General features: G+C 66.3%; 21 protein-coding genes. 14 read left to right on the forward strand and 7 right to left on the reverse strand.

The genetic code is table 11. The features are described from left to right. Positions 1-50: 50 nt before the first annotated feature. From rpsU to CEY11_RS21035, 12 genes are all read left to right on the forward strand, one after another. The gene (gene rpsU / locus CEY11_RS20980) at positions 51-263 is read left to right on the forward strand and encodes a 30S ribosomal protein S21 (protein WP_017524081.1); all 213 of its coding nucleotides are present in this window, start codon (positions 51-53) and stop codon (positions 261-263) included. Positions 264-694: 431 nt separating this feature from the next. Then, positions 695-2,659, forward strand: coding sequence for a DNA primase (gene dnaG, locus CEY11_RS20985; RefSeq protein ID WP_088605380.1), 1,965 nt, complete (start codon positions 695-697; stop codon positions 2,657-2,659). A gap of 479 nt (positions 2,660-3,138) precedes the next feature. Continuing rightward, positions 3,139-5,403 carry an RNA polymerase sigma factor RpoD gene (gene rpoD / locus CEY11_RS20990; protein ID WP_088605381.1) on the forward strand — a complete coding sequence of 755 codons (2,265 nt, stop codon included), beginning with the start codon at positions 3,139-3,141 and terminating at the stop codon, positions 5,401-5,403. Positions 5,404-5,629: 226 nt separating this feature from the next. After that, positions 5,630-6,571: a pirin family protein gene (locus CEY11_RS20995; protein WP_088605382.1), complete on the forward strand. Its 942-nt coding sequence runs from the start codon at positions 5,630-5,632 to the stop codon at positions 6,569-6,571. A gap of 47 nt (positions 6,572-6,618) precedes the next feature. Beyond that, complete coding sequence (locus CEY11_RS21000; protein ID WP_088605383.1) at positions 6,619-7,170, forward strand: NADPH-dependent FMN reductase; 552 nt, start codon at positions 6,619-6,621, stop codon at positions 7,168-7,170. 241 nt (positions 7,171-7,411) lie between these two features. Next, positions 7,412-8,512 (forward strand): polyamine ABC transporter substrate-binding protein, encoded by a 1,101-nt coding sequence (locus tag CEY11_RS21005; RefSeq protein WP_088605384.1) that lies wholly within the window; start codon positions 7,412-7,414, stop codon positions 8,510-8,512. Between the two features lie 8 nt (positions 8,513-8,520). After that, positions 8,521-9,651, forward strand: a complete 1,131-nt coding sequence (locus tag CEY11_RS21010) for an ABC transporter ATP-binding protein (protein WP_088605385.1) — start codon at positions 8,521-8,523, stop codon at positions 9,649-9,651. Next, complete coding sequence (locus tag CEY11_RS21015; protein WP_088605386.1) at positions 9,648-10,571, forward strand: ABC transporter permease subunit; 924 nt, start codon at positions 9,648-9,650, stop codon at positions 10,569-10,571. The genes CEY11_RS21010 and CEY11_RS21015 overlap by 4 nt, the downstream gene beginning before the upstream one ends. Beyond that, positions 10,568-11,371 (forward strand): ABC transporter permease subunit, encoded by an 804-nt coding sequence (locus CEY11_RS21020; protein ID WP_088605387.1) that lies wholly within the window; start codon positions 10,568-10,570, stop codon positions 11,369-11,371. Before CEY11_RS21015 ends, CEY11_RS21020 begins: the two co-directional genes overlap by 4 nt. A 136-nt stretch (positions 11,372-11,507) precedes the next feature. After that, positions 11,508-12,329: a creatininase family protein gene (locus CEY11_RS21025; RefSeq protein ID WP_088605388.1), complete on the forward strand. Its 822-nt coding sequence runs from the start codon at positions 11,508-11,510 to the stop codon at positions 12,327-12,329. Between the two features lie 158 nt (positions 12,330-12,487). Beyond that, complete coding sequence (locus CEY11_RS21030; protein ID WP_332888380.1) at positions 12,488-13,927, forward strand: YncE family protein; 1,440 nt, start codon at positions 12,488-12,490, stop codon at positions 13,925-13,927. Positions 13,928-14,009: 82 nt separating this feature from the next. Then, a complete protein-coding gene (locus CEY11_RS21035) occupies positions 14,010-14,390 on the forward strand; it encodes an RNA-binding S4 domain-containing protein (RefSeq protein WP_088605389.1) in 381 nt (126 codons plus the stop codon). Between the two features lie 44 nt (positions 14,391-14,434). On the opposite strand, the gene CEY11_RS21040 is transcribed toward CEY11_RS21035, so the two are convergent. The 4 genes from CEY11_RS21040 to CEY11_RS21055 form a co-directional block, all read right to left on the reverse strand. Next, a complete protein-coding gene (locus CEY11_RS21040) occupies positions 14,435-16,528 on the reverse strand; it encodes an acetate--CoA ligase family protein (protein ID WP_088605390.1) in 2,094 nt (697 codons plus the stop codon). A gap of 95 nt (positions 16,529-16,623) precedes the next feature. After that, complete coding sequence (locus CEY11_RS21045) at positions 16,624-17,619, reverse strand: acrylyl-CoA reductase family protein (RefSeq protein WP_088605480.1); 996 nt, start codon at positions 17,617-17,619, stop codon at positions 16,624-16,626. 116 nt (positions 17,620-17,735) lie between these two features. Further along, a complete protein-coding gene (locus tag CEY11_RS21050) occupies positions 17,736-18,695 on the reverse strand; it encodes a Bug family tripartite tricarboxylate transporter substrate binding protein (protein WP_088605391.1) in 960 nt (319 codons plus the stop codon). Between the two features lie 111 nt (positions 18,696-18,806). Next, positions 18,807-19,973, reverse strand: a complete 1,167-nt coding sequence (locus CEY11_RS21055; RefSeq protein WP_088605392.1) for an acyl-CoA dehydrogenase family protein — start codon at positions 19,971-19,973, stop codon at positions 18,807-18,809. A 423-nt stretch (positions 19,974-20,396) separates the two neighbouring features. Here CEY11_RS21055 and CEY11_RS21060 point away from each other — a divergent pair, with 423 nt between their 5' ends. Beyond that, complete coding sequence (locus tag CEY11_RS21060; protein WP_088605393.1) at positions 20,397-21,185, forward strand: IclR family transcriptional regulator; 789 nt, start codon at positions 20,397-20,399, stop codon at positions 21,183-21,185. Continuing rightward, on the forward strand, positions 21,182-22,006 hold the full coding sequence (locus CEY11_RS21065; RefSeq protein WP_088605394.1) for an IclR family transcriptional regulator: 825 nt from the start codon (positions 21,182-21,184) through the stop codon (positions 22,004-22,006). Before CEY11_RS21060 ends, CEY11_RS21065 begins: the two co-directional genes overlap by 4 nt. Before the next feature lie 19 nt (positions 22,007-22,025). Here the strand turns inward: CEY11_RS21065 and CEY11_RS21070 are convergent, their stop codons facing one another. The 3 genes from CEY11_RS21070 to CEY11_RS25975 form a co-directional block, all read right to left on the reverse strand. Beyond that, positions 22,026-23,576 (reverse strand): AMP-binding protein, encoded by a 1,551-nt coding sequence (locus CEY11_RS21070; RefSeq protein WP_088605395.1) that lies wholly within the window; start codon positions 23,574-23,576, stop codon positions 22,026-22,028. A 98-nt stretch (positions 23,577-23,674) separates the two neighbouring features. Then, a complete protein-coding gene (locus CEY11_RS21075; protein WP_088605396.1) occupies positions 23,675-24,802 on the reverse strand; it encodes an MBOAT family O-acyltransferase in 1,128 nt (375 codons plus the stop codon). Between the two features lie 22 nt (positions 24,803-24,824). Further along, a complete protein-coding gene (locus CEY11_RS25975; protein WP_088605397.1) occupies positions 24,825-24,950 on the reverse strand; it encodes a hypothetical protein in 126 nt (41 codons plus the stop codon). Between the last annotated feature and the right edge of the window lie 41 nt (positions 24,951-24,991).

The following is a 24,991-nucleotide window of genomic DNA, read 5'->3' on the forward strand; positions in this document are numbered from 1 at the left end:
TTATTGTTTTTTCTTAACACAAATTTCTAAACACAAGGCCTTACGACTACATGCCTACTGTACGCCTGAAAGAAAACGAGCCCTTTGAAGCCGCTTTGCGCCGCTTCAAGCGCACCATCGAGAAAATCGGCCTGTTGACCGAGCTGCGTTCGCGCGAATTCTATGAAAAGCCCACGGCCGAGCGCAAGCGCAAGCATGCCGCCGCCGTCAAGCGCCATTACAAGCGCATCCGTAGCCAGCAACTGCCCCCGCGCTTGTATTGATCGGCCGCCAATGAATTGATACGGGTTTGTGAGTGTAGGGGCCGCCGGTGCCGAGGCAGCCTGAGCTAGCCCATGCCGGGGCAGCTTGAGCTGGGGTGGCCCATGCCAGGGCAGCCTCTGCCGGGCGGCAATGCCGGGGCAGTCTGGGCTGGCCCGTGCCGAGGTGGTCTAAGCCAGAGCCCGTGTCGAGGATGCTTCTACCGAAGCGGCCCGCGCCGCTGATGCCGGGGCAGCTCGAGCGGGGTACCCGACGCGGTAGTAGCTGTGTTTGTGGCGATCCAGGCCACGGCGCGCGGCAGTGGAAGTTGTACCAGCTGTAGCAGTACCTTGTTGCGGCAGCCGTGCCCGGGCAACCGGGCGCGAGGCCGCAGACAGTACAATTGATGCGGCATGGCGCAGCAGCGCCGTCATCATCTTGATTGTGAATCCGTATGATTCCTGAATCTTTCGTTCAGGACCTGCTTGCCCGGGTCGACGTGGTGGACGTCGTCGGGCGCTATGTGCAGTTGCGCAAGGGCGGGGCCAATCTGCTGGGCCTGTGTCCTTTTCACAACGAGAAAAGCCCTTCTTTCACGGTAAGCCCCACCAAGCAGTTCTATCACTGTTTCGGCTGCGGGGCGCACGGTACCGCGATCACGTTCCTTATCGAGCACACCGGGGCCAGCTTCCCCGAGGCGGTGCGCGCGCTGGCGGGCAATGTCGGCATGACCGTGCCGGAAGAGCCGCGCAGTCCGCGCCAGCAGGCGGCAAGCCGCCGCCGCAAGGAAGAGGTATCGCGCCACCAGCAAGCGCTGGAAACGGCACAGGCTCAGTATCTGCGCCTGCTCAAGGGTTCCGAGGCGGCGGTCGCTTATTTGAAGGGGCGCGGCCTGACGGGCGCCATCGCGGCGCGTTTCGGGCTGGGTTGGTCGGGGACGGATCGGCGCGGGCTGGCCGCGGTGTTTCCGCACTACGAAGACCCGACGCTGGTCGAGTCCGGCCTGGTGATCGAGGCCGAGGACGGGCGCCGCTACGACCGTTTCCGCGAGCGGGTCATGTTTCCGATCCGCAATGCCCGCGGCAAGTTGATCGGCTTTGGCGGGCGCATCATCGGCAAGGGCGAGCCCAAGTATTTGAATTCGCCCGAGACGCCGCTGTTCTCGAAGGGGCAGGAGCTTTACGGCCTGTGGGAAGCCCGTGCCGGCATCCGCGCGCAGGGCAGCGTGCTGGTGGTCGAAGGCTATATGGACGTGGTGGGCCTGGCGCAGCTCGGTGTGGAAAATGCCGTGGCCACGCTGGGCACGGCCACGACTCCCGACCACATACAGAAGCTGTTGCGCACCAGCGACAGGATTATTTTCAGTTTCGACGGTGATGCCGCGGGCCGGCGTGCCGCCTGGCGCGCCTTGCAGGCCTGCCTGCCCATGCTGCGCGACGATGTTTCGGTGCGCTTTTTGTTCCTGCCTACCGAGCACGACCCCGATTCCTATGTGCGCGCTTTCGGCGCCGAGGCATTCCGGGCCTGCATGGACGATGCGGTGCCGCTGTCGCGCTTCCTGCTGGAAGAGCTGGCCGCGCGCCACCCGATGGACGAGGCCGAGGGGCGGGCCGCCTGCGTGCACGAGGCCAGGCCGCTGCTGGCGATGCTGCCCGAGGGCACGACGCTGCGGCTGCAGATCGAGCGCGAATTTGCCCGCCAGGTGCTGCTTACGCCCGAAGAGCTGGCAGCGATGCTGGCCGCGCAGCCAGCGTCCCGGCGGCCGCTGACTGTGGAGCCGGGCCGCCGCCCGGCTGCGGCGACGCCCGGGCCGGGCGCCGAAGGCGCTGCTGCGGGGGGCCACTACGACGGGCCGCCCGCGGATCACTTCGATATGCCGGATTTTCCGCAGGACGAGCCGCCACCGTATTTCGAGGCCGCGCCGGAAGGCGAGACCTTGTTCCCGCGGGCGGCCGCGGCTCCGGCCCGGGGGCGCCGCGGCCGCCAGCCGCGCCTGGTGGCTTCCATGGCCAAACGGCTGCTGCGCCTGCTGCTGGCTCATCCGCAACTGGTCGACAGCCTGGGCGACCAGCAGCTTGAAGTTCTGGAGCAGGGCCCCCATCTAGTACTTGTCAGGGAATTGATCGCCCTGGCCCATACCAGCGGCGCGCGCCACGTGGGGGCATTGCTGCAGGCCGCCGAGCCCGAATCGGATCTGGCCGGCGTGCTGGCCTCTTTGTCGGCCGAGCTGCTGGATCAGGACGATCTGCCCGATCCGCAGACCGAATGGAACGATGCGCTGCGCCGCATCGAGCTCGATGCGCTCAAGGCCGAGCAATCGGCCCTGGTGCAGGGCGGGCTGGCCGAAGAGGCCGCGCGCAGCCGGTATCAAGAATTGACGCGGCGCATTACACTACTGAGTACGGTGTCCTTGCGCTGAGTTATTGTAAAATAGAGAGTTTTCGCGAAGTCTTTGTATAGTACAAGCAGTGTGGTGCCGCAAAAGCAGGCCGGCCCGATGCCCCATGACGGGTAAAACCCGAGGGTAAAGCCCAGCAGGGAAAAACCTTGGGGGCAGAAAATCGGGCTGGTTCGTGCGCTTGCGGCCTTGTGCGCCCCGGCGCCGGTTTCGCCCGATCGAAGAGTCCCTCAGCCTTGCAGCCTTTGCGCCAAGGAATCCTATACCCCGGACTTCGATCTCGGAACCTGTGCCCGGGCGGCTATGCGCGTCTTCGCGATGTGTGTGAGTAACGGATTCCCGGCCGGAAACAGACCAGGGCTCGCGGCCTCGGCGGCATTCGCCGTACGGCAGGGCGCAGCGACGCGCTTGTCTTTTCGGCCTGGGATCCGTAGGAAGTTCTGTCCAGCAACGTCCGGCTCGTGTCAGGGCCGGCGGCGTTTGCGTCTACGGAAGCGACTATGACCCAATCTACTGGTAAAACCTCTTTGGCAGCGGACAACGCCGCTGCGAAAAAAACTCGAACCGCCGCGGCGGCCGCACCGGCCGACAAGACGGCCGTCAAGGTGAAAGGGGAGGCCAAGGCCGCAGAGGCCAGGAAAGCGCCGGCCAGGAAGACGGCGAAAAAAGCCGCGGGCAGCGACGACGCTGCGCTCGATAAAATCACCGCTGCGGTCGAAGGCAAGAAAGCCTCCAAGGCCGCGAAAGCGGCGCGCCCGGCGCCCGGCGGACGCCGGCCCGGCCGCCCGGCCAAGAACAACGCCAATGACGGGGCCGATTTCGTCGATGACGACGGCGACGGCGAAACCGAGGTCATACCCGATCTGAAGCCCCTGCCCAAGCGCGGCGGCAAGCGCGGCAAGGCCGAGAAAGACGCGCCGGCCCGCAGCCAGATGACGCCCGAAGAACAAGAGGCGCGCCGCAACCGGCTCAAAGTGCTGATCAAGCTGGGCAAGGATCGCGGCTATCTTACCTATGGCGAGATCAACGACCATCTGCCCGACGATCTGGTCGACGCCGAGGCCATAGACGGCATCATCAGCACCTTCAGCGACATGGGTATCTCGGTCTACGACCAGGCGCCCGATGCCGAAACGCTGCTCATGAGCGACAACGCGCCGGTGGCCTCCAACGACGACGACGTCGAGGACGAGGCCGAGGCCGCGCTGACCACGGTGGATTCCGACTTCGGCCGCACCACCGATCCGGTACGCATGTACATGCGCGAAATGGGCACGGTCGAACTGCTTACCCGCGAGGGCGAGATCGAGATCGCCAAGCGCATCGAAGACGGCCTGAAGCACATGGTCATGGCGATTGCCGCCTGCCCGACCACGGTCAACGAGATCCTCGCCAACGTGCAGCGCGTGCGCGACGGCAGTGCGCAGATCGACGAAATCGTCGATGGCCTGATCGACCAGGAAGGCGAGGAATACGCCGGTGCCGGCGTCAGCTCCGACAGCGACGAGAACGAAGACGGCCCGGCCGGCGGCATGAGCAGCAAGCAGCTCGAGAACTTGCGGGTGCAGTCGCTGAAGAAGTTCGACGTGATCGCCAGCTGGTTCGAGAAAATGCGCAAGGCCTTCGAGAAGGAAGGCTACGAGGCCCACGCCTACGCCGAGGCCCAGGAAGCCATACTCGCCGAGCTGATGGGCATACGCTTCACCGCCAAGATGGTCGAGCGCCTGGCCGACACCCTGCGCGAGCAGGTGGCCGAGGTGCGCAAGCTCGAGCGTGCGGTGCTGCATACCTGCGTGGATCGCGCCGGCATGCCGCGCGCGCACTTCATCAAGTCTTTCCCGGGCAACGAGACCAATCTCGACTGGGTGCTGCAAGAGGTGGCGGCGGGCCGCGATTATTCGGCCACGCTCGAGCGCCACATCCCGGCCGTGCAGGAACTGCAGCAGAAGCTGGTGGATCTGCAGGTTCGGGTGGTGCTGCCGCTGAAAGACCTGAAAGACGTCAACAAGCGCATGGCGACCGGCGAGGCCAAGGCCCGCAAGGCCAAGCGCGAAATGACCGAGGCCAACCTGCGCCTGGTGATCTCGATCGCCAAGAAGTACACCAACCGCGGCCTGCAGTTCCTCGACCTGATCCAGGAAGGCAATATCGGCCTGATGAAGGCGGTGGACAAGTTCGAGTACCGGCGCGGCTACAAGTTCTCGACCTATGCCACCTGGTGGATACGCCAGGCCATCACGCGCTCGATCGCCGATCAGGCCCGCACCATCCGCATTCCGGTGCACATGATCGAAACGATCAACAAGATGAACCGCATCAACCGCCAGATCCTGCAGGAAACCGGCGCCGAGCCCGATCCGGCCACGCTGGCGCAGAAGATGGACATGCCCGAGGACAAGGTGCGCAAGATCCTCAAGATCGCCAAAGAGCCGATCTCGATGGAAACCCCCATCGGCGACGACGACGATTCGCACCTGGGCGATTTCATCGAGGACACCGGCACCTTGTCGCCCTCGGAATTCGCGCTGCACGGCTCGATGCGCGACGTGGTCAAGGAAGTGCTGGACTCGCTCACGCCGCGCGAGGCCAAGGTGCTGCGCATGCGTTTCGGCATCGAGATGAGCACCGACCAGACGCTCGAAGAAGTCGGCAAGCAGTTCGACGTCACGCGCGAGCGCATCCGCCAGATCGAAGCCAAGGCGCTGCGCAAGCTGCGCCACCCGAGCCGCGCCGACAAGCTCAAGAGCTTCCTCGAAGGGCAATAAAGCGCGGTTCAGGGGCCGCCGCAAGGCGGCCCGCGGGCGCGGTAGAATCCCAGGCAGTCCCTTACACGGCGCCCGGGATTTTTTTACGCCGCGGGGCGCCCGTCCGCGGGGTGCAATGGCTTCGGCGGACGGTTGGGCTGGCGTAGCCGGCGCGGCGGGTGTATGCCGCCGCGCGGCATTGCGCACAGGGCCTTCCCGGGCGCCGGCCTCTACGCAGGAGTCCGCCATGAGTACGCCCGAATCCACCCCCAAGACCGCCATGCCCGCCGCCGGCGAGAGCGCGGGCCAGGCCGCGCAGCGCGTCGCCGGCCGTGTCGCCGACGTGGGCGGCATTCCCGTCAGCCGGCTGCTGCCCTCGCGCCAGCGCCGCCTGGTGGGCGCCTGGTGCTTCCTCGACCACGCCGGGCCGGCGCAGTTCGGGCCGGGCGAGGCGGGCATGCAGGTCGGGCCCCATCCCCATATCGGGCTGCAAACCTTCACCTGGATGATAGAAGGCGAGGTGCTGCATCGCGACAGCCTGGGCAACGAGCAGGTCATACGTCCGGGCCAGGTCAACCTGATGACGGCCGGCGCGGGCATCGCCCATACCGAGCAGTCGCTGGCGGATCCGCCGCGGCTGCATGCCGCGCAGTTGTGGATCGCGCTGCCGCCCGAACAGGCCGCCGGCGCGCCGGGCTTCGAGCACTATCCCGAGCTGCCGCGCTGGGTCGAGCAGGGCGTGCAGTGCACGCTGCTGGCCGGCTCTTACGGCGGGCGTACGGCGCCGGCACGTATTTACTCCCCGCTGGTCGGCGTCGAGCTGCTGGCCGATGGCCCGGCCACGCTGGATCTGTCCTTGGATCCGGCCTTCGAATATGCCGTGGCGCCGCTGGTTGGCGGCGTGCGGGTCGACGGTCAGGATTACGGCGTCGGAGAACTGGCCTACCTGGATACCGGCCATGCACGCCTGGGCGTGCAAGTAGACGGGCCTGCCCGCATCCTGCTGCTGGGCGGTGTGCCCGAGACCGAGGAAGTATTCATCTGGTGGAATTTCGTAGGCCGCAGCAAGGCCGACATCGCCCGTGCCCAGCGCGACTGGGAGCGGGGCGGCGCCGGGCGCTACGGCGATATACCCGTAGGCCCCGGGCCGCGCCTGATGCCGCCGCCGCTGCCTTGGCCGGGGGTGTGACGCCCAAGGGCCCATGATTTTCGTTTTTGACTCTTTCAAGGACACACATGAGCAAACGTATCGCTGTCATTGTCGGCAGCCTGCGCAAGGACTCCATCAACCGCAAGGCGGCGCGGGCATTGGTGCAACTGGCACCGCCCTCGCTGTCGCTGGAGCTGATCGACATCGGCGGCCTCGCGCTCTACAACCAGGACTTCGACCTGGAGCCGCCTTCCGCGGCCTACGCGGCATACCGCGAACAGATCCGGCAGGCCGACGGCGTGATCTTCGTGACCCCCGAGCACAACCAGTCCATGCCTGCGGCCATGAAGAACGCGATCGACATCGCCTCGCGCCCGCCCGGCCAGAATCTATGGAGCGGCAAGCCTGGTGCGATCATCAGCGCCTCGCCCGGCCTGCACGGCGGCTTCGGCGCCAGCAGCCACCTGCGCCAGTCGGTGATGTGCTTGAACGTGCTGTGCATGGCGCAGCCCGAGACCTACCTGAGCCAGGCTCACAAACTGTTCGACGAGGCCGGCGAGCCTCGCGAAGACGGCCGCAAGTACCTGACGCGCTTCATCAATGCCTACGCCGACTGGGTGGCGCGCCTGGCCGCTTGAAGAAGCCGGCGTGAACTTGCGCGGCAGCGGCGGGCGCGGGTGGGACGGCCTGCCGCGGGCCGCTCGGGCGCCTCCCATGCCCGGTTTTTCGCGTCGCGGTGCGCCCCTGGAGGGCACGGTTCGACGGCCGAGCGGGGAAATTTGGGTGCAGAAGTATCAAAATATAATTTTTTTGCGAAAAAGGCTTTAATATCTCGCTTTTCCATATTGTCGTTGTCGGTAAAGGGGGAGGGCGCTGGCGATGGAATTCGAGCGTGTGCTGCGTTGGGCGGCAGGGGTGGCGGTGGCGGCGCTGGCGGTGGGCGCCCAGGCCGAGCAAAAGGTGGTCAACGTCTACAACTGGGCGGAATACACCGCTCCGGACACCTTGTCGGGCTTCGAGAAGACCACCGGCATCAAAGTGCGCTACGACGTCTACGACAGCAACGATACGCTGCAGGCCAAGCTGCTGACCGGGCATTCGGGCTATGACGTGGTGGTGCCCTCCACGCACTACGCCGCGCGCCAGATCCAGGGCGGCATCTTCCAGAAGCTGGACAAGTCGCAGATCCCCAACCTGAAGTACCTGGATCCGGCCATCATGTCGCTGCTGGAGCCGGTCGACCCGGGCAATCAATACCTGGTGCCTTGGGGCTACGGCACCGACGGGCTGGGCTACAACGTCACCAAGGTGCGCCAGATACTCGGGCCGGACGCCAAGCTCGACAGCTGGGACACGCTGTTCGACCCGAACAATGCCGCCAAGCTCAAGTCCTGCGGCATTTCCATGCTGGACGAGGCGGCCCAGGTGTTCCCGGCGGTGCTGCACTATCTGGGCAAGGATCCCAACAGCAGCAATCCGGCCGACTACAAGGCGGCCCTGGAAGTCCTGAAAAAGATCCGGCCCTACATCCGGCAGTTCAGTTCCTCGGGCTATATCGACGAGCTGGCCGGCGGCGACCTGTGCATGGTGTATGCCTATTCGGGCGACGTGATGATCGCCCGGCACCGCGCGCAGCAGGCGCACAAGTCCTACGAGATCAATTACTTCATCCCCAAGGGCGGTGCGCCGGCCTGGTTCGACACCATGGCGGTGCCCAAGGACGCGCCGCATCCGCAAGAGGCCTGGGCCTTTATCAATTACATCGAGACGCCGCAGGTGCACGCGGCCATCACCAACACCATGTTCTTTCCGAACGCCAATAAAGAGGCGCGCAAGTACGTGGTCAAAGAGGTGGCCGACAATCCCGAGATCTACCCGCCGCCGGAAGTCGCCAAGACGCTGTTCGTGATCAAGCCCCAGCCCTTCGCGATCCAGCGCCTGCAGACGCGTTTGTGGGCCGAACTGAAATCAGGCAGGTAGACCCGGCCATGACAGCAGCCCAAGCCGCAACACCTGTTTTGTCGCAGGATCCGGACGAGTTCGTCAAGCTCGACAGCGTGGCCAAGATCTATGGCGAGACGGTCGCCGTGCAGTCCGTGAGCCTGTCCATACGCCGCAATGAATTGTTCGCGCTGCTGGGCAGCTCGGGCTGCGGCAAGTCCACCTTGCTGCGCATGCTGGCCGGCTTCGAGTCGGCCACCTCCGGGCGCATCTACCTGGACGGCGAGGACATCACCGACCTGCCGCCGTACCGGCGCCCGGTCAACATGATGTTCCAGTCCTACGCTCTGTTTCCGCACATGACGGTGCAGGCCAATGTGGCCTTCGGTCTGAAGCAAGAGGGCGTGCCGCGCGCCGAAATCCACGAGCGGGTCTTCGAGGCGCTCGATCTGGTGCAGATGGGCGCCTACTCGCGGCGCAAGCCCAATCAGTTGTCGGGCGGCCAGCAGCAGCGCGTGGCGTTGGCGCGCAGCCTGGTCAAGCGCCCCAAGCTGCTGCTGCTGGACGAGCCCATGTCGGCGCTGGACAAGCAGATCCGCCAGAAGACCCAGATCGAGCTGGTCAAGATCCTGGAGCAGGTGGGGGTGACCTGCATGCTGGTCACCCATGACCAGGAAGAGGCCATGACCATGGCGCATCGCCTGGCGGTCATGACCGAGGGCCAGATCGTGCAGTGCGGCACCCCGCACGACGTATACAGCTTTCCGAATTCGCGCTTCGTCGCCAGTTTCATCGGCTCGACCAATTTGTTCGCCGGCACCATCGTGGTCGACGAGTCCGACCACGTCGTGATCGAAAGCCCCGAACTCGCCCGGCCGCTGTATGTGGATCATGGCGTCAGCGAACCCCTGGGCATGGACGTGCACGTATCGATACGCCCCGAGCGCATACGAGTGCTGCGCGAACAGCCCGACGGCGATTCGAACTGGGCGCACGGCCAGGTCGCGCACGTGGCCTGGATGGGCAGCTACGCCTTGTACCAGGTGAAGCTGGATTCGGGCCTGGCGGTACATGCCAGCGTGCCCGCGCTGTCGCTGGCGCAGGCCGATGCGCCGGCTCTGGGCGACGAGGCGTATGTGGCCTGGTCGAGCGACAGCGCCACGGTGTTGCCGTCATGAACCGCCTGGCACGCCTGCGCGGCCTGTTTTCGGGGCGGGCACTGGCCATAGCGCCGCCTTTCTTCTGGCTGGCGCTGTTCCTGCTGCTGCCGTTCCTGATGGTCTTCAAGATCAGTTTCGCGGATCTGAAGTTCGGCATTCCGCCCTACACGCCGCTGCTCGAGCTGAAAGACCAGGCGCTGGCCGTGGCGCTGCACCTGCGCGGCTATGCGCTGCTGTTTTCCGACAGCATGTACATTGCGACGTATCTGAGCTCGCTGAAGATCGCCGCCATTACCACGCTGTGCTGCGCGCTGATCGGCTACCCGATGGCCTACGCCATCGCGCGCTCGCGCCCGGCCGTGCGCCATTTGCTGTTGCTGGGCGTGATCCTGCCGTTCTGGACGTCGATGCTGCTGCGCGTCTACGCCTGGGTGGGCATCTTGCGCAATGACGGCCTGCTCAATAATCTGCTGCTGTGGCTGGGGGTGATCCACCAGCCGCTGGAAATCTACCGCACCGACCTGGCGGTATACATAGGCCTGGTGTATGCCTACCTGCCGTTCTTCATACTGCCGCTGTACGCCACGCTGGTGAAGCTGGACGCGCGGCTGCTGGAGGCGGCCTACGACCTGGGGGCGCGGCCCTGGCGCGCATTCCTGCAGATTACGCTGCCGCTGTCCATGACGGGGGTGGTGGCCGGCGCCATGCTGGTGTTCATCCCGGCGGTAGGGGAATATGTGATCCCGGAAATGCTGGGCGGCGCCAACACCCTGATGATGGGCCGCGTCATGTGGAACGAGTTCTTCAATAATGCCGACTGGCCGATGGCGGCGGCCGTGACCTGCGTCATGGTGTTGCTGCTGCTGGTGCCGCTGGCCCTGTTCCAGATCAACGAAGTCAAGCAGTTGCAAGGGCGGCCGCGCGGGGGCTTGCGATGAAAGATCGGGCGCAAACCTGGCGCACCGCCAGCCTGACGCTGGGCTACCTGTTTCTGTATCTGCCCATCGCCTGCCTGATGGTGTTCTCGTTCAACTCGTCGTCGCTGATGACCTCGTGGTCGGGTTTTTCGCTGAAGTGGTACCAGCAGCTGGCCGGCGACCAGGCGCTGCTCAGTGCCGCCTGGCTGTCGCTGCGCATCGCGTTGCTGACCGCCACCGCGGCCACCATCATCGGCACCTGGGCGGGCTATGTGCTGGTGCGCATGGGGCGCTTTCGCGGCTTCGCGCTGTATATCGGCATGCTCACTGCGCCGCTGGTGCTGCCCGAGGTCGTGCTGGGCATTTCGCTGCTGCTGCTGTTCGTCGAAAGCAGCAAGGCGCTGGGCTGGCCGGCGGGCAACGGCATGTTCACCATCTGGGCCGGGCACACCACGCTGTGCGTGGCCTATGTGGCGGTGGTGATCAAGTCGCGCGTGCGCGAACTCGACCGTTCGCTGGAAGATGCCGCGTTGGATCTGGGGGCGACCCCGCTCAAGGTGTTCTTCGTGATCACGCTGCCGCTGATCGTGCCGGCGCTGGTGGCCGGCTGGCTGCTGTCGTTCACGCTGTCGCTGGACGACGTGGTGATCGCCGCCTTCCTGTCGGGCCCGGGCTATACCACGCTGCCGCTGGAAATTTTCTCGCGCGTGCGCCTGGGGCTGCGCCCCGAGATCAATGCCCTGGCCACGCTGTTCATTCTGCTGGTGGGGCTGCTGGTTGTATTGGCGCACCTCATGCAGCGCCGCCAGCGCGGCGCCTGAGCGTGCAGGCGCTTGCCGCCGTGCCGTGGCGCGGGCATATAATTCCTGGTTGCGCATTGCTTCGCGCCACGAGGCTCCAGCCGAGCCTCGCCCGACTGGATCACTTGCCGCTAAGAACGGCCAGGTAACGGCTGCCATGAGAATACCCGGTTTCACCACCACGGCCTGTGCGGCATTGCTGCTGCTGTGCCTGCGTGCCGCGCCCGTGCTGGCCGCCGCACCCGACGTGCTGCTGGCCGACCTGACCTGGACAGAGCTGCGCGATCAGATCCGCGCCGGCAAGACCACTATCATCATTCCCGTGGGCGGTACCGAGCAGAGCGGCCCCTATGTGGCCCTGGGCAAGCACAATGCCCGCGTGCTGGCCCTGTCGCAACAGATCGCGCAGGGCCTGGGCAACGCCATCGTGGCGCCGGTCATAGCCTATGTGCCCGAAGGCGGCCTGCATCCGCCCAGCTCGCACATGCGGTTCCCGGGCACCATCACTATTCCCGACAGCGCCTTCGAAGCCATGCTGGGTTCGGCCGCCGAGAGCTTCCGGGTGCATGGCTTTCGCAATATCGTGTTCCTGGGGGATCACGGCGGCTACCAGCGTGACCTGCGCCAGGTGGCGGCGCGCTTGAACAAGCAGTGGGGCGGCACCGGGGCGCGGGCTTTGGTGCCGGCGGCTTATTATCAGGCCAGCTCGCAGGGTTTCGACGAATTGCTGCGCAAGCGCGGCTATCGCGACGACGAGATCGGCACCCACGCGGGTCTGGCCGATACTGCGCTGCAGCTGGCCGTGGCGCCGGGTATGGTGCGTGCCCAACGTCTGAAGACGGCGCCGCGGCCCGGTACGGCCGATGGCATCTACGGCGGCGACCCGCGCCGCGCCAGTGCTCAGCTCGGGGAACTAGGTGTACGGCTGATAGTCGAACGTACTGTTGCCGCGCTGCGCAAGGAAACCGCCCGGCCATGAATGCCAGTCGGAGCGCAAGCCCCCAGCACGAGGCCGAAGTATTTTCAGCCCGTACGACCCGCCCGCCCAGCCTGCGCGTCCCGAGCTGGCGATGCTCCTTTTTGCCGCGCGCCACTTGCCGTGCCCGGTTCCCGACTTCATTCCATGGACTCTGCAACATGAAGCTACGATACGCCCAGACCGCCCTGTGTGCCGCGCTGGCTCTGGCCGGCCTGCATACCGCCTACGCCGCCGACGCCGATGTGGGCAGTGCCGCAGCCGCGGTGCAGGCCCAGGCAAGTAAGTCGGCGCAAGCCGCTCAAGCGCCTGCTCCGGCCGCTGCGCCTGCCGCGGCTGCTTCGGGCACTGCGGTCGCCCCGGCGGCTTCGGATACTTCGGGCACTACGGTCGCCCCGGCAGCTCCGGGTACTTCGGATGCTCCTGCCGCTCCAGCTGGCGCCGCCGCTGCGGCTCTTCGGCCTTCGGGCTCTGCCGGCCCGGGTGCGGCAGCGCAGGACACCGTGAGCCGCGCCGCCGGCGACCGCATCGATACGGTGCCCGGCATGCCCCCCGTCATCGACCCGCACAATCTCTACAGCGAAACCACCGCCGGCAAGCTCAGCCCGGCGGTGGCCGGCGCGCTGCCGCGGGTCTATGTGCCCAATGTCCGCTCGAACGACGTCTACGTGATAGACCCCGCCACCTACAAAGTGGTGGACAAGTTCAAGGTCGGGCTCAGCCCGCAGCACGTGGTTCCCTCCTGGGATCTGAAGACGCTTTGGGTGGCCAATAATGCCGAAGGCACCACGCGCGGCAGCCTGACGCCGATCGATCCGACCACCGGCAAGCCCGGGCCGGCGGTACCCGTGGCCGACCCCTACAATATGTACTTCACGCCCGACGGCCAGTCGGCGATTGTGGTGGCCGAATCGCTCAAGCGCCTGGATTTTCGCGATCCGCACACCATGGCCCTGCAGTTCTCGCTGCCCGTGCCTGGCTGCGCCGGCGTCAACCACGCCGATTTCGCCATCGACGGCCGCTATGCCATTTTCACCTGCGAGTTCGACGGCAGCCTGGTCAAGATCGACATGGTCGCCCACAAGGTGATGGGCTACCTGAAGCTGGCCAAGCGCAGCATGCCGCAGGACATCCGCATCTCGCCCGACGGCAAGGTGTTCTACGTGGCCGACATGATGGCCGACGGCGTGCATCTGATCGACGGCGACAGCTTCCGCAAGATCGGCTTCGTGCGCACTGGCATCGGTACGCACGGCCTGTACCCCAGCCGCGACGGCACCAAGCTGTACATCTCGAATCGCGGCTCGAACATGATCCACGGCCGCACCAAGGGCAAGGGCAGCGTCTCGGTGCTGGATTTCGCCACCCGCAAGGTGGTCGCCGAATGGCCCATCCCCGGCGGCGGCAGCCCCGACATGGGCAATGTCAGTGCCGATGGCAAGTACTTGTGGCTGTCGGGCCGCTTCGACGATGTGGTGTACGCCTTCGACACCACCACCGGCGCCGTGCGCAAGATCCGTGTCGGCATGGAGCCGCACGGCCTGACCGTCTGGCCGCAGCCCGGCCGGTATTCACTGGGGCACACGGGCAATATGCGTTGATGCCTGAACACGCAATTACGCCGGCGGCACGCCGGGCCGATCGAACCAGGCCCTGATGGCCGGCGCAGCAGGAGCGATTGCCATGGATCGTATCCGTCTCGACAAGTGGCTGTGGGCGGCGCGCTTCTATAAAACGCGCAGCCTGGCGGTACAGGAGATCGGCAAGGGCAGGGTGCTGGTCAATGAGCAGCCCGCCAAGCCGGCGCGCGAGCTGGCCGTGGGCGAGCTCGTTACCGTGCGCAAGGACGGCCCACCCATCCATGTGCGGGTGCGTGCGCTGAGTGCGGTACGCGGGCCGGCCGCGGTGGCTCGCGGCTTGTATGAAGAAACGCCGGAAAGCGTGGCCGCGCGCGAACGTGCGGCCGAGCTGCGGCGGCTGGCGCCCGAGCCCGCGCTCGACATCGCCGCGGGCCGCCCGACCAAGCGCGATCGGCGCCGCATCGACATGCTGCGTAATTCCTGAGGCCAGGGCTTGTCGTGCCGGCTAGGGGGTAATGTCAACGGGTTTTAGGCCTTCAGCACCACCAGAGCATCCAGAGCCATTGCGCCTCGACCCGCGGGCAGGGCGACGAAGGGGTTGACGTCCACCGAGGCAAGCCGGTCGCGGGCCGCATGGGCGAACTGCGACAGGGCGCAGAGCGCCTGTGCAATGGCATCGATGTCCGCGCGAGGCTGGCCGCGCGCGCCCTCGAGCAGGGCCAGGGCACGGGTTTCCTCGATCATGCTGCGGGCCTGCGCCACGTCGAACGGCGCCAGGCGGAAGCTCACGTCCTTGAGCACTTCCACGAAGATCCCGCCCAGGCCGAACATGACCACGGGGCCGAAGACGGAATCCACGTGCACGCCCATGATGCACTCCGTTCCGTCCTTGATCATGGGCGCCAGCAGGACGCCGTCGATGCGCGCCCCGGGCGCGTGGCGCCCGACGCTTTCGAGGATGGCGTCGTAAGCTTGCGCCGCATCGCCGGCGCCGCTGACGTCCAGGCGCACGCCGCCGGCGTCGCTCTTGTGCGGGATGTCGGCCGAAAGAATTTTCATTGCGAGCGCGCAGCCCGCCTGTTCCGCCAGCTTGGCGGCCTCGGCGCTTGAATGCGCCACCTTGCTGTTCACTACCGGAACGCCTGCCCGCGCCAGTACCTGCATGGACTGCGCCTCGTCGAGAGCGCCGGCGCCCGCGGGCAGTTCGACTGCGGCTGCCTGTGGCGCCTGCGGGCTGGCCTGGATGCGCGGCCGCGCGGCGGCGATGGTGCGTATCGCCGCGCTGGGGTCGGAAAAAACCATGGCTCCGCGCCGCTCGAGCTCGGCCCGCTTCTCGTCGGGCAGCAGGGCGCACAAGGCCAGCGGGCGGGCATCGGGGTGCCGGCGCGCGGCATCCGCCAGCTCGCATATATGGGGCCATAGCGCGTCGGTAGAGCCGGCCGCGGCAAGAAAGACGGCCAGCGCCCCGTAGCGGCCGGTATCCAGCATGCCGACGATGGTTTCCTGGAGCACGGCCGGATCGGCGACGGCCTGTCCGGTAACGTCGACGGGGTTGTCGGCGCTGGCGAACGCGGTGCGGTCGAGCAGCTTGCGGCGTGCTTCGGGCGGAAGCGCGGGCAGTGCGAGCTTGCCGTCGTCGGCTTCGTCGGCCATCAGCGCGCCGACTCCGCCCGAAATGGACACGATGCCCACACTGGCCTGCGGCGGGCGCCGCCCCCAGACACTGAGCGCATGCCCGATGTTGAAAAAATCTTCTATGCTGCGGGCGCGGATCGCGCCGTATTGCCGGAACAGCGCGTCATAGATGGCATCGTCGCCGGCCAGTGCCGCCGTGTGCGAAGCCGCCGCGCGGGCGCCCGAGGCGGTGCGGCCGATCTTGGTGACGACTACGGGCTTGCCGGCGCGAGCCGCCGCGTCCAGCGCCCGCTTCAGCTTTTCACCATTCTTGCAGCCTTCCATGTAGGCCATGATGATCCGCGTGGCCGGATCTGCAACCAGCCATTCTATGCAGTCGGCGACCGTCACGTCGCTTTCATTGCCGGTGCTGGCCCAGAAGGAAAGCCCCAGCCCGCGCTGCTTCGCCATGGTGTACGCGTAGGCGCCGAATGCGCCGCTCTGGCTGACCATGCCGACGTGTCCGAGCGGCGCCGCGCCCTTCAGGGGTGCCGGGCTGAAAGTTGCATAGACGCGCTCGCGCATATTCATGAAGCCCAGGCAGTTCGGCCCCAGCAGCCGTATGCCGCGCTCGCCGGCGAGTCGCTCGAGGCGCGCTTGCGCGGCGCGGCCCTCGGGGCCGGTTTCCGCGAAGCCCGAGCTCAACAGCACGGCGCTCCGGATCTGGCCGGGCCGCGCTTGTTCCAGGGCTTCGCAAACGTGGCGCGCCGGCAGTGCCAGTATGGCCAGGTCTATGTCCTGTTCGATGTGCCCCAGTGTGGCGTGGCATGCCAGGCCCTGCACTTCGTGTTCCTTGGGGTTGACGGGCAGGATGCGGCCTGGGTAGCCGTATTGCTTCAATAGCTGGATAGGCGTCGCGCCCACTTTCCCCAGCGTGTTGGATGCGCCGACTACGGCGATGCTGGCGGGCGAGAACAGGGTTTGCAGCGATGCGGAATCTGTAGTCATGGCGGATATAAGTATTTTGGCGTGCTTGCTTCGGTGTGCCGCGTGCCGCGTTGCGTTGATCGGCGGGCGGCGCGGGTGCCGCCGGGCGCCGCGCGTCACATCCGCACCACCGTGCGTCCGGAATGGCGGCGCTCGAGCATGTCGTTCAGGCTGCCGCCTATGTCTTCTAGGGCGATGACGCGGCGCATGCGCTCGAGATGCCGGGGGCGATAGGCGCCGGCCAGCTTGCGCCAGATGTTCCGGCGCAGCTCCATGGGGCTGTTGCCGTTTATGCCCAGCAGTTTCACCCCGCGCAGTATGAAGGGAAACACGGTGATGTCCAATGCCATGCCGCCGGCATTGCCGAAGGCCGCCACCGCGCCTTCGTTGCGGGTCGTGCTCAGCAGCCAGGCCAGGGTCTTGCCGCCGACGGAGTCGATGGCGCCGGCCCATAGGCCGCTGCCCAGCGGCTTGACGGTTGCGGCGTCGGGATAGGCCATCACGCGCCGGGCGCCGAGTCCCAGCAGATAGTCCTTTGCCTCGGGCTTGCCGGAAATGGCGCAGACGGCATAGCCCCGCTGGCTCAGGATGTCGATGGCGACACTGGCCACGCCTCCGGTCGCGCCGCTGACCGCCACCTCGCCCGCGTCCGGCGTGAGCCCGCAGTGTTCCAGCCAGTGCAGGGACAGTGCGGCGGTATAGCCCGCCACGCCCAGGGTTGCCGCGTCGATGGGCGACAGGCCGGCGGGCAGCGGCAGGGCCCATGCGGCCGGCACGCGTGCGTATTCGCTGAACCCGCCGTCGTGGTCGACGCCGACGCCGAGCCCGTGCACGATCACCGCACAGCCCTCGTGCAGGGTGGGATCGGGCGAGCTGACCACGTGCCCCACCAGGTCTATGCCGCCGATGCGTGGGTAGTCGCGGACGATATTTCCCTTGCCGGCGGCGGCCAGCGCGTCCTTGTAGTTGAGGCTGGCGTACGCGACCCGGACGATGGTGTCGCCCGCGGACAGTTCGTCGATGCCGAGCGTGACCAGCTCTGCCCGCGGGGCCGCGCCGGCGGCATGCAGCCTGTATGCCTTGAACGGGGGAATGGAGGGTGTCGGTTTCATGGCCAGGGGATGTGTATGTCGTGGACGGCGGAGGCCGCATTGCGCTTGGTTCGCGCCCTTGGTATTGCTGCGGCGGAATCGCGCCATGGCTTTCGGGGCCATGGCTGCCTGTTGCTTCAGCCGCCGATCTTGATGCCCGCCTTGGTGACGATGGCCTGCCATTTGGTGGTCTGGTCGGCGATGTGCTTGGCGAAGGCCTGCGGCGTGCCGCCCACGGGGTGCATGCCTTGTTCCAGGAAATATTTCCGCACTTCGGGATCTTGGACGACGGCGTTGATTTCCCGGTTCAGGCGCGCGATGATTTCCGGGGAGGTGCCTTTGGGCGCCAGGACTCCCCACCACGACGAGGCCGATACCGGGTATCCCAGCTCGGCCAGCGTCGGCACTTGCGGCTGCGCCTCGCTGCGGTGTTCGCTGGCAATCGCCAGCGCCTTGATCCGGCCGCCCTTCAATTGGCCCAGCGCGGGGGCGAGGTTGTCGAAGCTGATGGGCACCTGGTTGCTGGACACCGCTATGACGGCTTCGGAGCTGCCCTTGAAGGGCACGTGCTGCAGCTTCAGGTGCGCGGCGCGCTTGAACAATTCGGCGGTCAGGTGCGGAATACTGCCGACCCCCGCCGTCGCGTACGACAGGCCGCTGGCAGAGCGGCCCGCGGCCAGCAACTGGTCGAAAGCTTTGATCGGGCCCTGCGTGCTGGCGAATATGTAGACCGGCACATCCGTGACCTGCACGATCGGCACCAGGTCTTTCTGCACGTTATAGTTCATGTGCTTGTAGAACGCGGGGTTGGTGCCCAGGTTGGCGGTGCCCATCAACAAGGTGTAGCCGTCGGCGGCAGAGCGAACCACGTATTGCGTCCCGATCTGGGTTGCGGCGCCGGCCTTGTTTTCCACGATCACCGGCTGGCCGATACGGATCGTCAGCTTCTTCGCCAGTATCCGCGCGGCGGTGTCGGTGCCGCCTCCGGCCGCGTAGGGCACGACGAGATGTATGGGCCTGGCGGGGTAGTCTGCGGCGCTGGCCAGGCAGGGCAAGAGGCCGACTGCCGCGATCAGCAGTTTGTCGAGGTGTCGCATGAGATGTCTCCTTCGGGGTATGAGTGGGTGCTGTCCATGGAGGCGGACGGGTAGGGGAGCAGTCGTCTTTATCGGGCAGGCGCGGGCCGATGCTGCGGGATCGGGCGCACGCTACCTGCCCACGGGGTGGCCGGCCTGTTTCAGGCTGTGCCGGGCGATTGTCAGTTGATGTATCTGGCTGGTGCCCTCGTACAGGCGGAACAGCCTTATGTCGCGATAAAACCTTTCCATGCCGTAGTCGGCGATATAGCCGTAGCCGCCCAGCATCTGGACACAGCGGTCGGCGACGCGGCCGCACATTTCGGATGAAAAGTATTTGCAGATGGAGGCGTTCATGGTGACGTCCTCGCCCGCATCGCGCTGGCGCGCGGTTTGCAGAACCAGCGCCTGGGCCGCCTGAATTTCCGTCTGGCAGTCGGCGATCATGGCCTGCACCAGCTGGAAGTTCATGAGGGCCTGGCCGAATTGCCGCCGTCCGGCAACGAAGGCCATGGCGTCGTTGAGCATGCGTATCGCGGGCCCGATGCACAGCGCCGCCAGATGGATTCTCTGCTTGTTCAGCACCTTCATGGCGGTCTTGAAGCCATGTCCTTCGAGACCGCCGACCAGATTGGCGGCGGGCACCCGGCAGTTGTCGAAGTGCACTTCGGATACCGGCGAGCCGGCCTGGCCCATCTTGTCGTAAGGCTTGCCGACCGACAGGCCGGGGGTGCCGCGCTCTACCAGGAAGGCCGAAATGCCGCCCGCGCCCGGCTTGTCGGGATCGCTGCGGGCCATGACGGTATATAGGTCGGCGATCGGCGCGTTGGTGATGAAGCATTTGGTGCCGTTGAGCACGAAATCGTCGCCATCCCGGCGTGCCGAGGTCTTCAGCGCGGTGGCGTCCGAGCCGGCCTCGGGCTCGGTCAGGGCGAACGAGGCCGTCTTTCTGCCTGCCGCCAGGTCGGGCAGGTAGCGCTGCTTTTGTTGCGCGGTGCCGTCGGCGACCAGGCCTTCGGAGCCGATGCCGGTATTGGTGCCGACCCGGGCGCGGAACGCCACGGAGCATTGCGAAAGCTCTATGGCCGCGAGCGCCAGTTCTTCCATGGTCAGGCCCAGGCCGCCGTATGCTTCGGGGATGGAATAGCCGAACATGTGTTGTGCGGCCATTTCCGCGACCAGCTCGTCGGGCACGGCGTTTTCGCGGGCGACGCGCTCTTCGTTGGGCACCAGCCGTTCGCGTACGAATGCACGGAGAGAATCAAGAAACGGGTCGAAGCTGTCCTTGTCGCGGATCATGGCGGGTTCCTGAGGTCGGGGAGGATTGCGGCTTGCAGCCTTGTGGCGCGCTTGCCGGTATTTGCGTCAAGCGTAGCAATGTGTTTAAAGTATGGGTGCAGAAGTTTTGATATATTGAACGTAAAGAAATTGGCGTGCCGTGCAATCGGTGCGATCATGCCGATGCGATCGCCGCTGGTGTCTGCCCTTGCCTGGCGCGTGCCATATGCGGGACGGCGCCGATCCTGCCGCCGATTCCACGGCCGGCCGGTCGCTTAGGCATGGCCGCTGGGCACAGCCAACAGACAGCCAATAAACCGCCAATAAACCGCCAATAGACCGCCAATAGACCGCCAATAGACCGCCAATAGACCGCCAATAGACCGCCAATAGACCGCCAATAGACCGCCAATAGACCGCTAATACACACGGAAGCACCCATCGATGAGCAAAGCCAGGCCAGCCGCTACCGCCACCGACCCTTCGTTCGCCACGACGCTGGCGCACGGGTTTTCGGTGCTGGAATGCTTTCGCACCAGCGAGCCGCTGCTCAGCAACAAAGACCTGGTGGCCCGCACCGGGCTGTCCAAGGCCACCATTTCCAGGCTGACCTATACGCTGGCGCTGCGCGGGCTGCTGAATTACGACGCCGAGCTGCGCCGCTACCGCCTTGGTTCGCGGGTGCTGTCGCTGGGCTATCCTTTGCTGGCGGGGATTCCCGTCAGGCAGCAGGCGCGCCCGATCATGCGGCGGCTGGCCGCGGCAACGGGGGGCACGGTGTCGCTGGGGGTAAGGCACGGAACGCGCATGGTCTATATCGAGACCAACCGCAGCCACGACTTGGCGTCGTTCCGCCCCGATCTGGGGGCGTCCCTGCCGCTGCTGGCGACGGCCATGGGGCGGGCCTGGCTTTGCGGCGCACGGCACGGCGCGCGCGCGCAGGCTCTGGATCTGCTGCGCGCAGCGCAAGCCGGCTTGCCGGATCCGGACGAAATCTTCCACGCTGCGCGGGAACAATACGGCCGTCTGGGCTATTGCGTCTCGGAAGGGGCGTGGTTCGCGGACGTGCACGCCGTTGCCGTACCGCTGGACATCGAGGTCAACGAGGGGCCGCTGATACTCAATTGCGGCATCACCGTGGCGCGGCTGGACGGCCGGCCCATTGCCGACGTGGCTGGGCGCGATTTATTGCGGGCCGCGGCCGATGTGGCGCGGCTGGGAGGCGCGGCATGAATCGCTGGAAGGCGCTCACTCCGGAAGCCGCGGATCCACAGTTCGCCTCCACCGCCGCTCAGGGCATCGATGTGCTGGGCGCTTTCCGGCCCGGCGAGCCCAGCTTGCGCAACCGTGATATTGCCGAGCGCACCGGCATTCCCCGGCCCACCGTCGCACGCCTGGCCGCCACGCTGATCCGGCTGGGCTATCTGCGGCGCGACCCGGCGCAAAAGGGGCGCTATCTGCTGGGCTTCGGCCTGCTGACCTTGGCGCATCCCCTGCTGGCCAGCATGCAGATCAGGCAGATGGCACGGCCGCTGCTGACGCAGCTGGCGCGCGAAATCAATGGCGCGGCATCGCTGGTGATACGCGACGGAATCGACATGCTTTATGTGGAAACGGCCAGGGCGAACGAGAGCCTGCGGGCGCATCCCGATATCGGCTCGACCTTGCCCATGCTTGCCACCGCGGCGGGCCGCGCCTGGCTGAGCGGCGCGTCTGCCCGCGAGCGCGAAGACGTGCTCAACAGCCTGCGCGTCAAGGCGCCGGAACAATATGCGGGCAGCATAAAGGGCGCGCAGCGCGCGCTGCGCGATTTCGGGCGCCTGGGCTACTGCGGCAGCGACAGGGAATGGCGGGCGCATTCGTATGGTTTTGCGGTGCCGATGCGCCAGCCGGTCAATTCGCAGTTATTTGTTTTCAATTGCGGCCTGCCCGCCGAGGCGGGCTCGTTCCAGGACTTGGCCCGCGCCGTGCCGCCCAGGCTCGCCGCGCTGGTGCGGGGCCTGGAAGAAATGCTCGGGCTGGGCCGCGACAACCGCCACGCCTCGCATGGCTGATGGCCTGCAGCGCCCCGGCCTATTGCTTCGGATTCTGCAAATAGCCTTCCAGCAGCGCCTTGCCGTCGATCTTGTGATTGACCGACATGGGGAAGGCATCCACCGTCACGACTTCAGATGGCAGCATGTAGGAGGGCAGACGGCGCTCCAGTGCCGGCTTCCAGCTGGCGGCGGGATACGGTGTCCAGGCGCCCGCGCCCCAGGCGTTGGTGTCACGGGCGTTCGTGCCCTGAACGTTCGCGCCCCGGACGTTCGTGCCCCGGACGTTCGTGCCCCGGACGTTCGTGCCCTGAACGTTCGTGCCCCGAACCATTTCCACGAAACCTATCAGGCGCACCACGGTGTGATCCGGCCGCCGCAGCGCCAGGCAGATGGCGTTCTTCACCTCGTCCAGCGCCTGCAGGGCCAGCGAGATCTCGGACAGTTCGATGCGGTAACCGTTGAGCTTGACCTGGTCGTCGCGCCGCCCCAGGCACCACAGCAGGCCATCGTCGTCCAGGCGGCCCAGGTCGCCGGTGCGCAATCCGCGCCGCCCGTTGGGATGGCGGAACATCCTGGCCTGGTTCAGTTCGGGTTGGTTCAGGTAGCCGCGCATGACGTGCTCGCCGACGATGCAGATTTCTCCGTCGTGGATTTCGATCTCGCAGTCGGGCTTGGCGTAGCCCACCGGCAGCACGGGGTGCGCGTCCAGCACGGCCTGGTCGACCTCGATGAGTGTGGTGGCGACCGTGGCTTCGGTGGGGCCGTAGGTGTTCAGGATGCGGGCCTGCGGAAAGCGCTGCTTGAGCCGCCTGCATAGGGCATGCGGCAGCACCTCGCCGCAAAACAGGAAGGTGTCGAGCAAGGGCAGGCCGGCGGTGCAGAATTCCTTGTTCAGCAGCTGCTGGTGGGCGAATGAAGGCGTGGATACCCAGCAGCTGATACGCTCGCGCGCCAGGTGCTGCAGCCAGGCCGGGCCGTCCGGGATCTGCTCGCGCGAGTTGAGGACGCAAGTGCCGCCTTGGGACAGCGTGCCGAACACCTCGAACATGGACAGGTCGAAGCTGAAGGGGGCCTGGTTCATGAAGACGGGTGCGGCGCCCAGCCGGAAGCTGGCCTGCATCCATTGCGCCAGCAGCCGGACGCTTTCGCGGCCTATCTGCACCCCCTTGGGTTCGCCCGTGCTGCCCGAGGTGAACAGCACATACGCCAGGCCTTTTTCGGCCAGCGGCTTTGCGGCGTTAGTGGTCGTCTCGAACGCGTCCGTGCCGGCATGGTAGATCAGCGGCGCGCCGACCAGATCCGTGATGCGGCGGCGCCGCTCTTCGGGGTAGATGCTGTCCACCGGCACGAAGGGCGCGCCCAGCATCAGGCAGGCCGCCATGGCGGTGAAAAAGGCAGCCTGCTTGTGGCCGGACAGCACGATCGGCACGTCCGGCCCCGCGCCCAGGCTGCGGGCGCGCTGCGCCCATAGCCCGGCTTGCTCGCGCAGCGCGCTCCAGCTCAGGCCGCGGTCGCTGCCGGCTACCGCGAGCCGCTCGCCGTCCAGTGCGACGTCGGCGAATTGCATTTCGTGCAGGTCGAAATACATGAGGGCCTCTTTATTTATGTAGATTCAATGTAGATATATGGCCATATGCCGGCTGCGGGATGGGCCGCCTGCGCGTCGCGTGTGCGGGCCGTGGCGCCTCACACCGGGCTGCGGCCGCTGAACACGTACAGCGCCAGCATCGCCGAGGCCAGGGTGAGCGCCCGGCCCAGCAGGCGGGCGGGCCGGGTCGCGAGCCATCGCTGCAGGGCCGGGCGCTCGCGCGCGGCCCGCAGCAGCCAGTTGTGGATGACCGAGTAGCTGCCGAACATGATGCCGCTGACGATGTAGTGCCATTGCAGGCCGTTCCAGATGCCCATGCAGAACAGCGTGGCGAAGATGCCGATGTTCTGGGCGGCGTAGCGGTGCTGCGAAAAGAAGGCGTCCTTGGACAGCGCCTTGTAGATCGGCATGAAGACCACGTCGCGCAGCCACTCCGACAGGCTGATGTGCCAGCGACGCCAGAAATCCTGCGGGTTGCGGCTGAGCACGGGGTTGTTGAAATTGGCCGGCAGGTTGAGTCCGAACATCTTGCCCAGGCCCAGCGCCATGTTCGAATAGCCGGCGAAATCGAAATACAGGTAGACGCTGTACAGCACGGTGTTCAGCAGCACCCCGCGCAGGCTGTAGTCGTCGGGCGCCACCCGCGCCAGTCCGGCGACCCAGACCAGGTGGGCGATGGCGAACTTCTGGATCAGGCCCAGCAGCAGCGCCTCGTAGCCCGCACGCCAGTGGCCCATATTGACCTGCGCATAGCCCTTGTGCAGATCGGCCTGGAAGGTGCGCCAGCGGTACATGGGCCCGGCCAGCAGGGTCAGCGGAAAGAACAGGTAGGTGATGTAGTCGACAGGGTGGATACGTTCGTTGCCGTGGGCGAACAAGAGCACGTCCACGGCGCGGAAGGTCATGAACGACAGGCCCAGCATGCCCAGCCAGCCCAGGGCGTGGGTCTTGACCAGCAGCAGCGGCAGCATGGTTGCCACCACCGCCACCCGGGTGGCGATCAGCTTGCGGCGGCACAGCCACAGCGCCAGAGCGTGGACGGCAAACACGATCAGCGGCTGCAGCGGCCGCTGCTGGAAGACCAGCGCGGCGGTCAGCAGGCCCAGGCAGGCCAGCGGATAGCGCAGCGGCAGCCTGGCCCATGCGGCCGCCCGCCCGGCCAGCGACACGCCCAGGCCGGCCAGCAGCGCGTAGAGGAAGAAGTCGAAGCTTGCGTACAGTTCCATGTGGGGTGGGGCGCCGGGCGGTTCAGAACTGCTGGTACTCGTACTCGACCTTGATCGGGCCGCCCAGGTCGGACGGCGCGCGCGCCTGCAGCAGGCATACCGCGATCAGGCCCAGGTACAGGCAGACGAGGAAGAGATAGCGTTTCATGCCGGGAGTTGCATGCCGTTCGCGGCGTTCGAGGCGGTCAT

Source organism: Candidimonas nitroreducens (assembly GCF_002209565.1).
Lineage (GTDB): Bacteria > Pseudomonadota > Gammaproteobacteria > Burkholderiales > Burkholderiaceae_B > Candidimonas > Candidimonas nitroreducens.

Coding starts and splice junctions, on each gene's coding strand:
- CEY11_RS21025 (WP_088605388.1), top strand. CDS start 11,508: ATGAGAATACCCGGTTTCACCACCACGGCCTGTGCGGCATTGCTGCTG.
- CEY11_RS21070 (WP_088605395.1), bottom strand. CDS start 23,576: ATGTATTTCGACCTGCACGAAATGCAATTCGCCGACGTCGCACTGGAC.
- CEY11_RS21065 (WP_088605394.1), top strand. CDS start 21,182: ATGAATCGCTGGAAGGCGCTCACTCCGGAAGCCGCGGATCCACAGTTC.
- CEY11_RS21060 (WP_088605393.1), top strand. CDS start 20,397: ATGAGCAAAGCCAGGCCAGCCGCTACCGCCACCGACCCTTCGTTCGCC.
- CEY11_RS20995 (WP_088605382.1), top strand. CDS start 5,630: ATGAGTACGCCCGAATCCACCCCCAAGACCGCCATGCCCGCCGCCGGC.
- CEY11_RS21020 (WP_088605387.1), top strand. CDS start 10,568: ATGAAAGATCGGGCGCAAACCTGGCGCACCGCCAGCCTGACGCTGGGC.
- CEY11_RS21040 (WP_088605390.1), bottom strand. CDS start 16,528: ATGACTACAGATTCCGCATCGCTGCAAACCCTGTTCTCGCCCGCCAGC.
- CEY11_RS21075 (WP_088605396.1), bottom strand. CDS start 24,802: ATGGAACTGTACGCAAGCTTCGACTTCTTCCTCTACGCGCTGCTGGCC.
- rpoD (WP_088605381.1), top strand. CDS start 3,139: ATGACCCAATCTACTGGTAAAACCTCTTTGGCAGCGGACAACGCCGCT.
- CEY11_RS21035 (WP_088605389.1), top strand. CDS start 14,010: ATGGATCGTATCCGTCTCGACAAGTGGCTGTGGGCGGCGCGCTTCTAT.
- CEY11_RS25975 (WP_088605397.1), bottom strand. CDS start 24,950: ATGAAACGCTATCTCTTCCTCGTCTGCCTGTACCTGGGCCTGATCGCG.
- CEY11_RS21000 (WP_088605383.1), top strand. CDS start 6,619: ATGAGCAAACGTATCGCTGTCATTGTCGGCAGCCTGCGCAAGGACTCC.
- CEY11_RS21005 (WP_088605384.1), top strand. CDS start 7,412: ATGGAATTCGAGCGTGTGCTGCGTTGGGCGGCAGGGGTGGCGGTGGCG.
- CEY11_RS21045 (WP_088605480.1), bottom strand. CDS start 17,619: ATGAAACCGACACCCTCCATTCCCCCGTTCAAGGCATACAGGCTGCAT.
- CEY11_RS21050 (WP_088605391.1), bottom strand. CDS start 18,695: ATGCGACACCTCGACAAACTGCTGATCGCGGCAGTCGGCCTCTTGCCC.
- dnaG (WP_088605380.1), top strand. CDS start 695: ATGATTCCTGAATCTTTCGTTCAGGACCTGCTTGCCCGGGTCGACGTG.
- CEY11_RS21010 (WP_088605385.1), top strand. CDS start 8,521: ATGACAGCAGCCCAAGCCGCAACACCTGTTTTGTCGCAGGATCCGGAC.
- CEY11_RS21055 (WP_088605392.1), bottom strand. CDS start 19,973: ATGATCCGCGACAAGGACAGCTTCGACCCGTTTCTTGATTCTCTCCGT.
- rpsU (WP_017524081.1), top strand. CDS start 51: ATGCCTACTGTACGCCTGAAAGAAAACGAGCCCTTTGAAGCCGCTTTG.
- CEY11_RS21015 (WP_088605386.1), top strand. CDS start 9,648: ATGAACCGCCTGGCACGCCTGCGCGGCCTGTTTTCGGGGCGGGCACTG.
- CEY11_RS21030 (WP_332888380.1), top strand. CDS start 12,488: ATGAAGCTACGATACGCCCAGACCGCCCTGTGTGCCGCGCTGGCTCTG.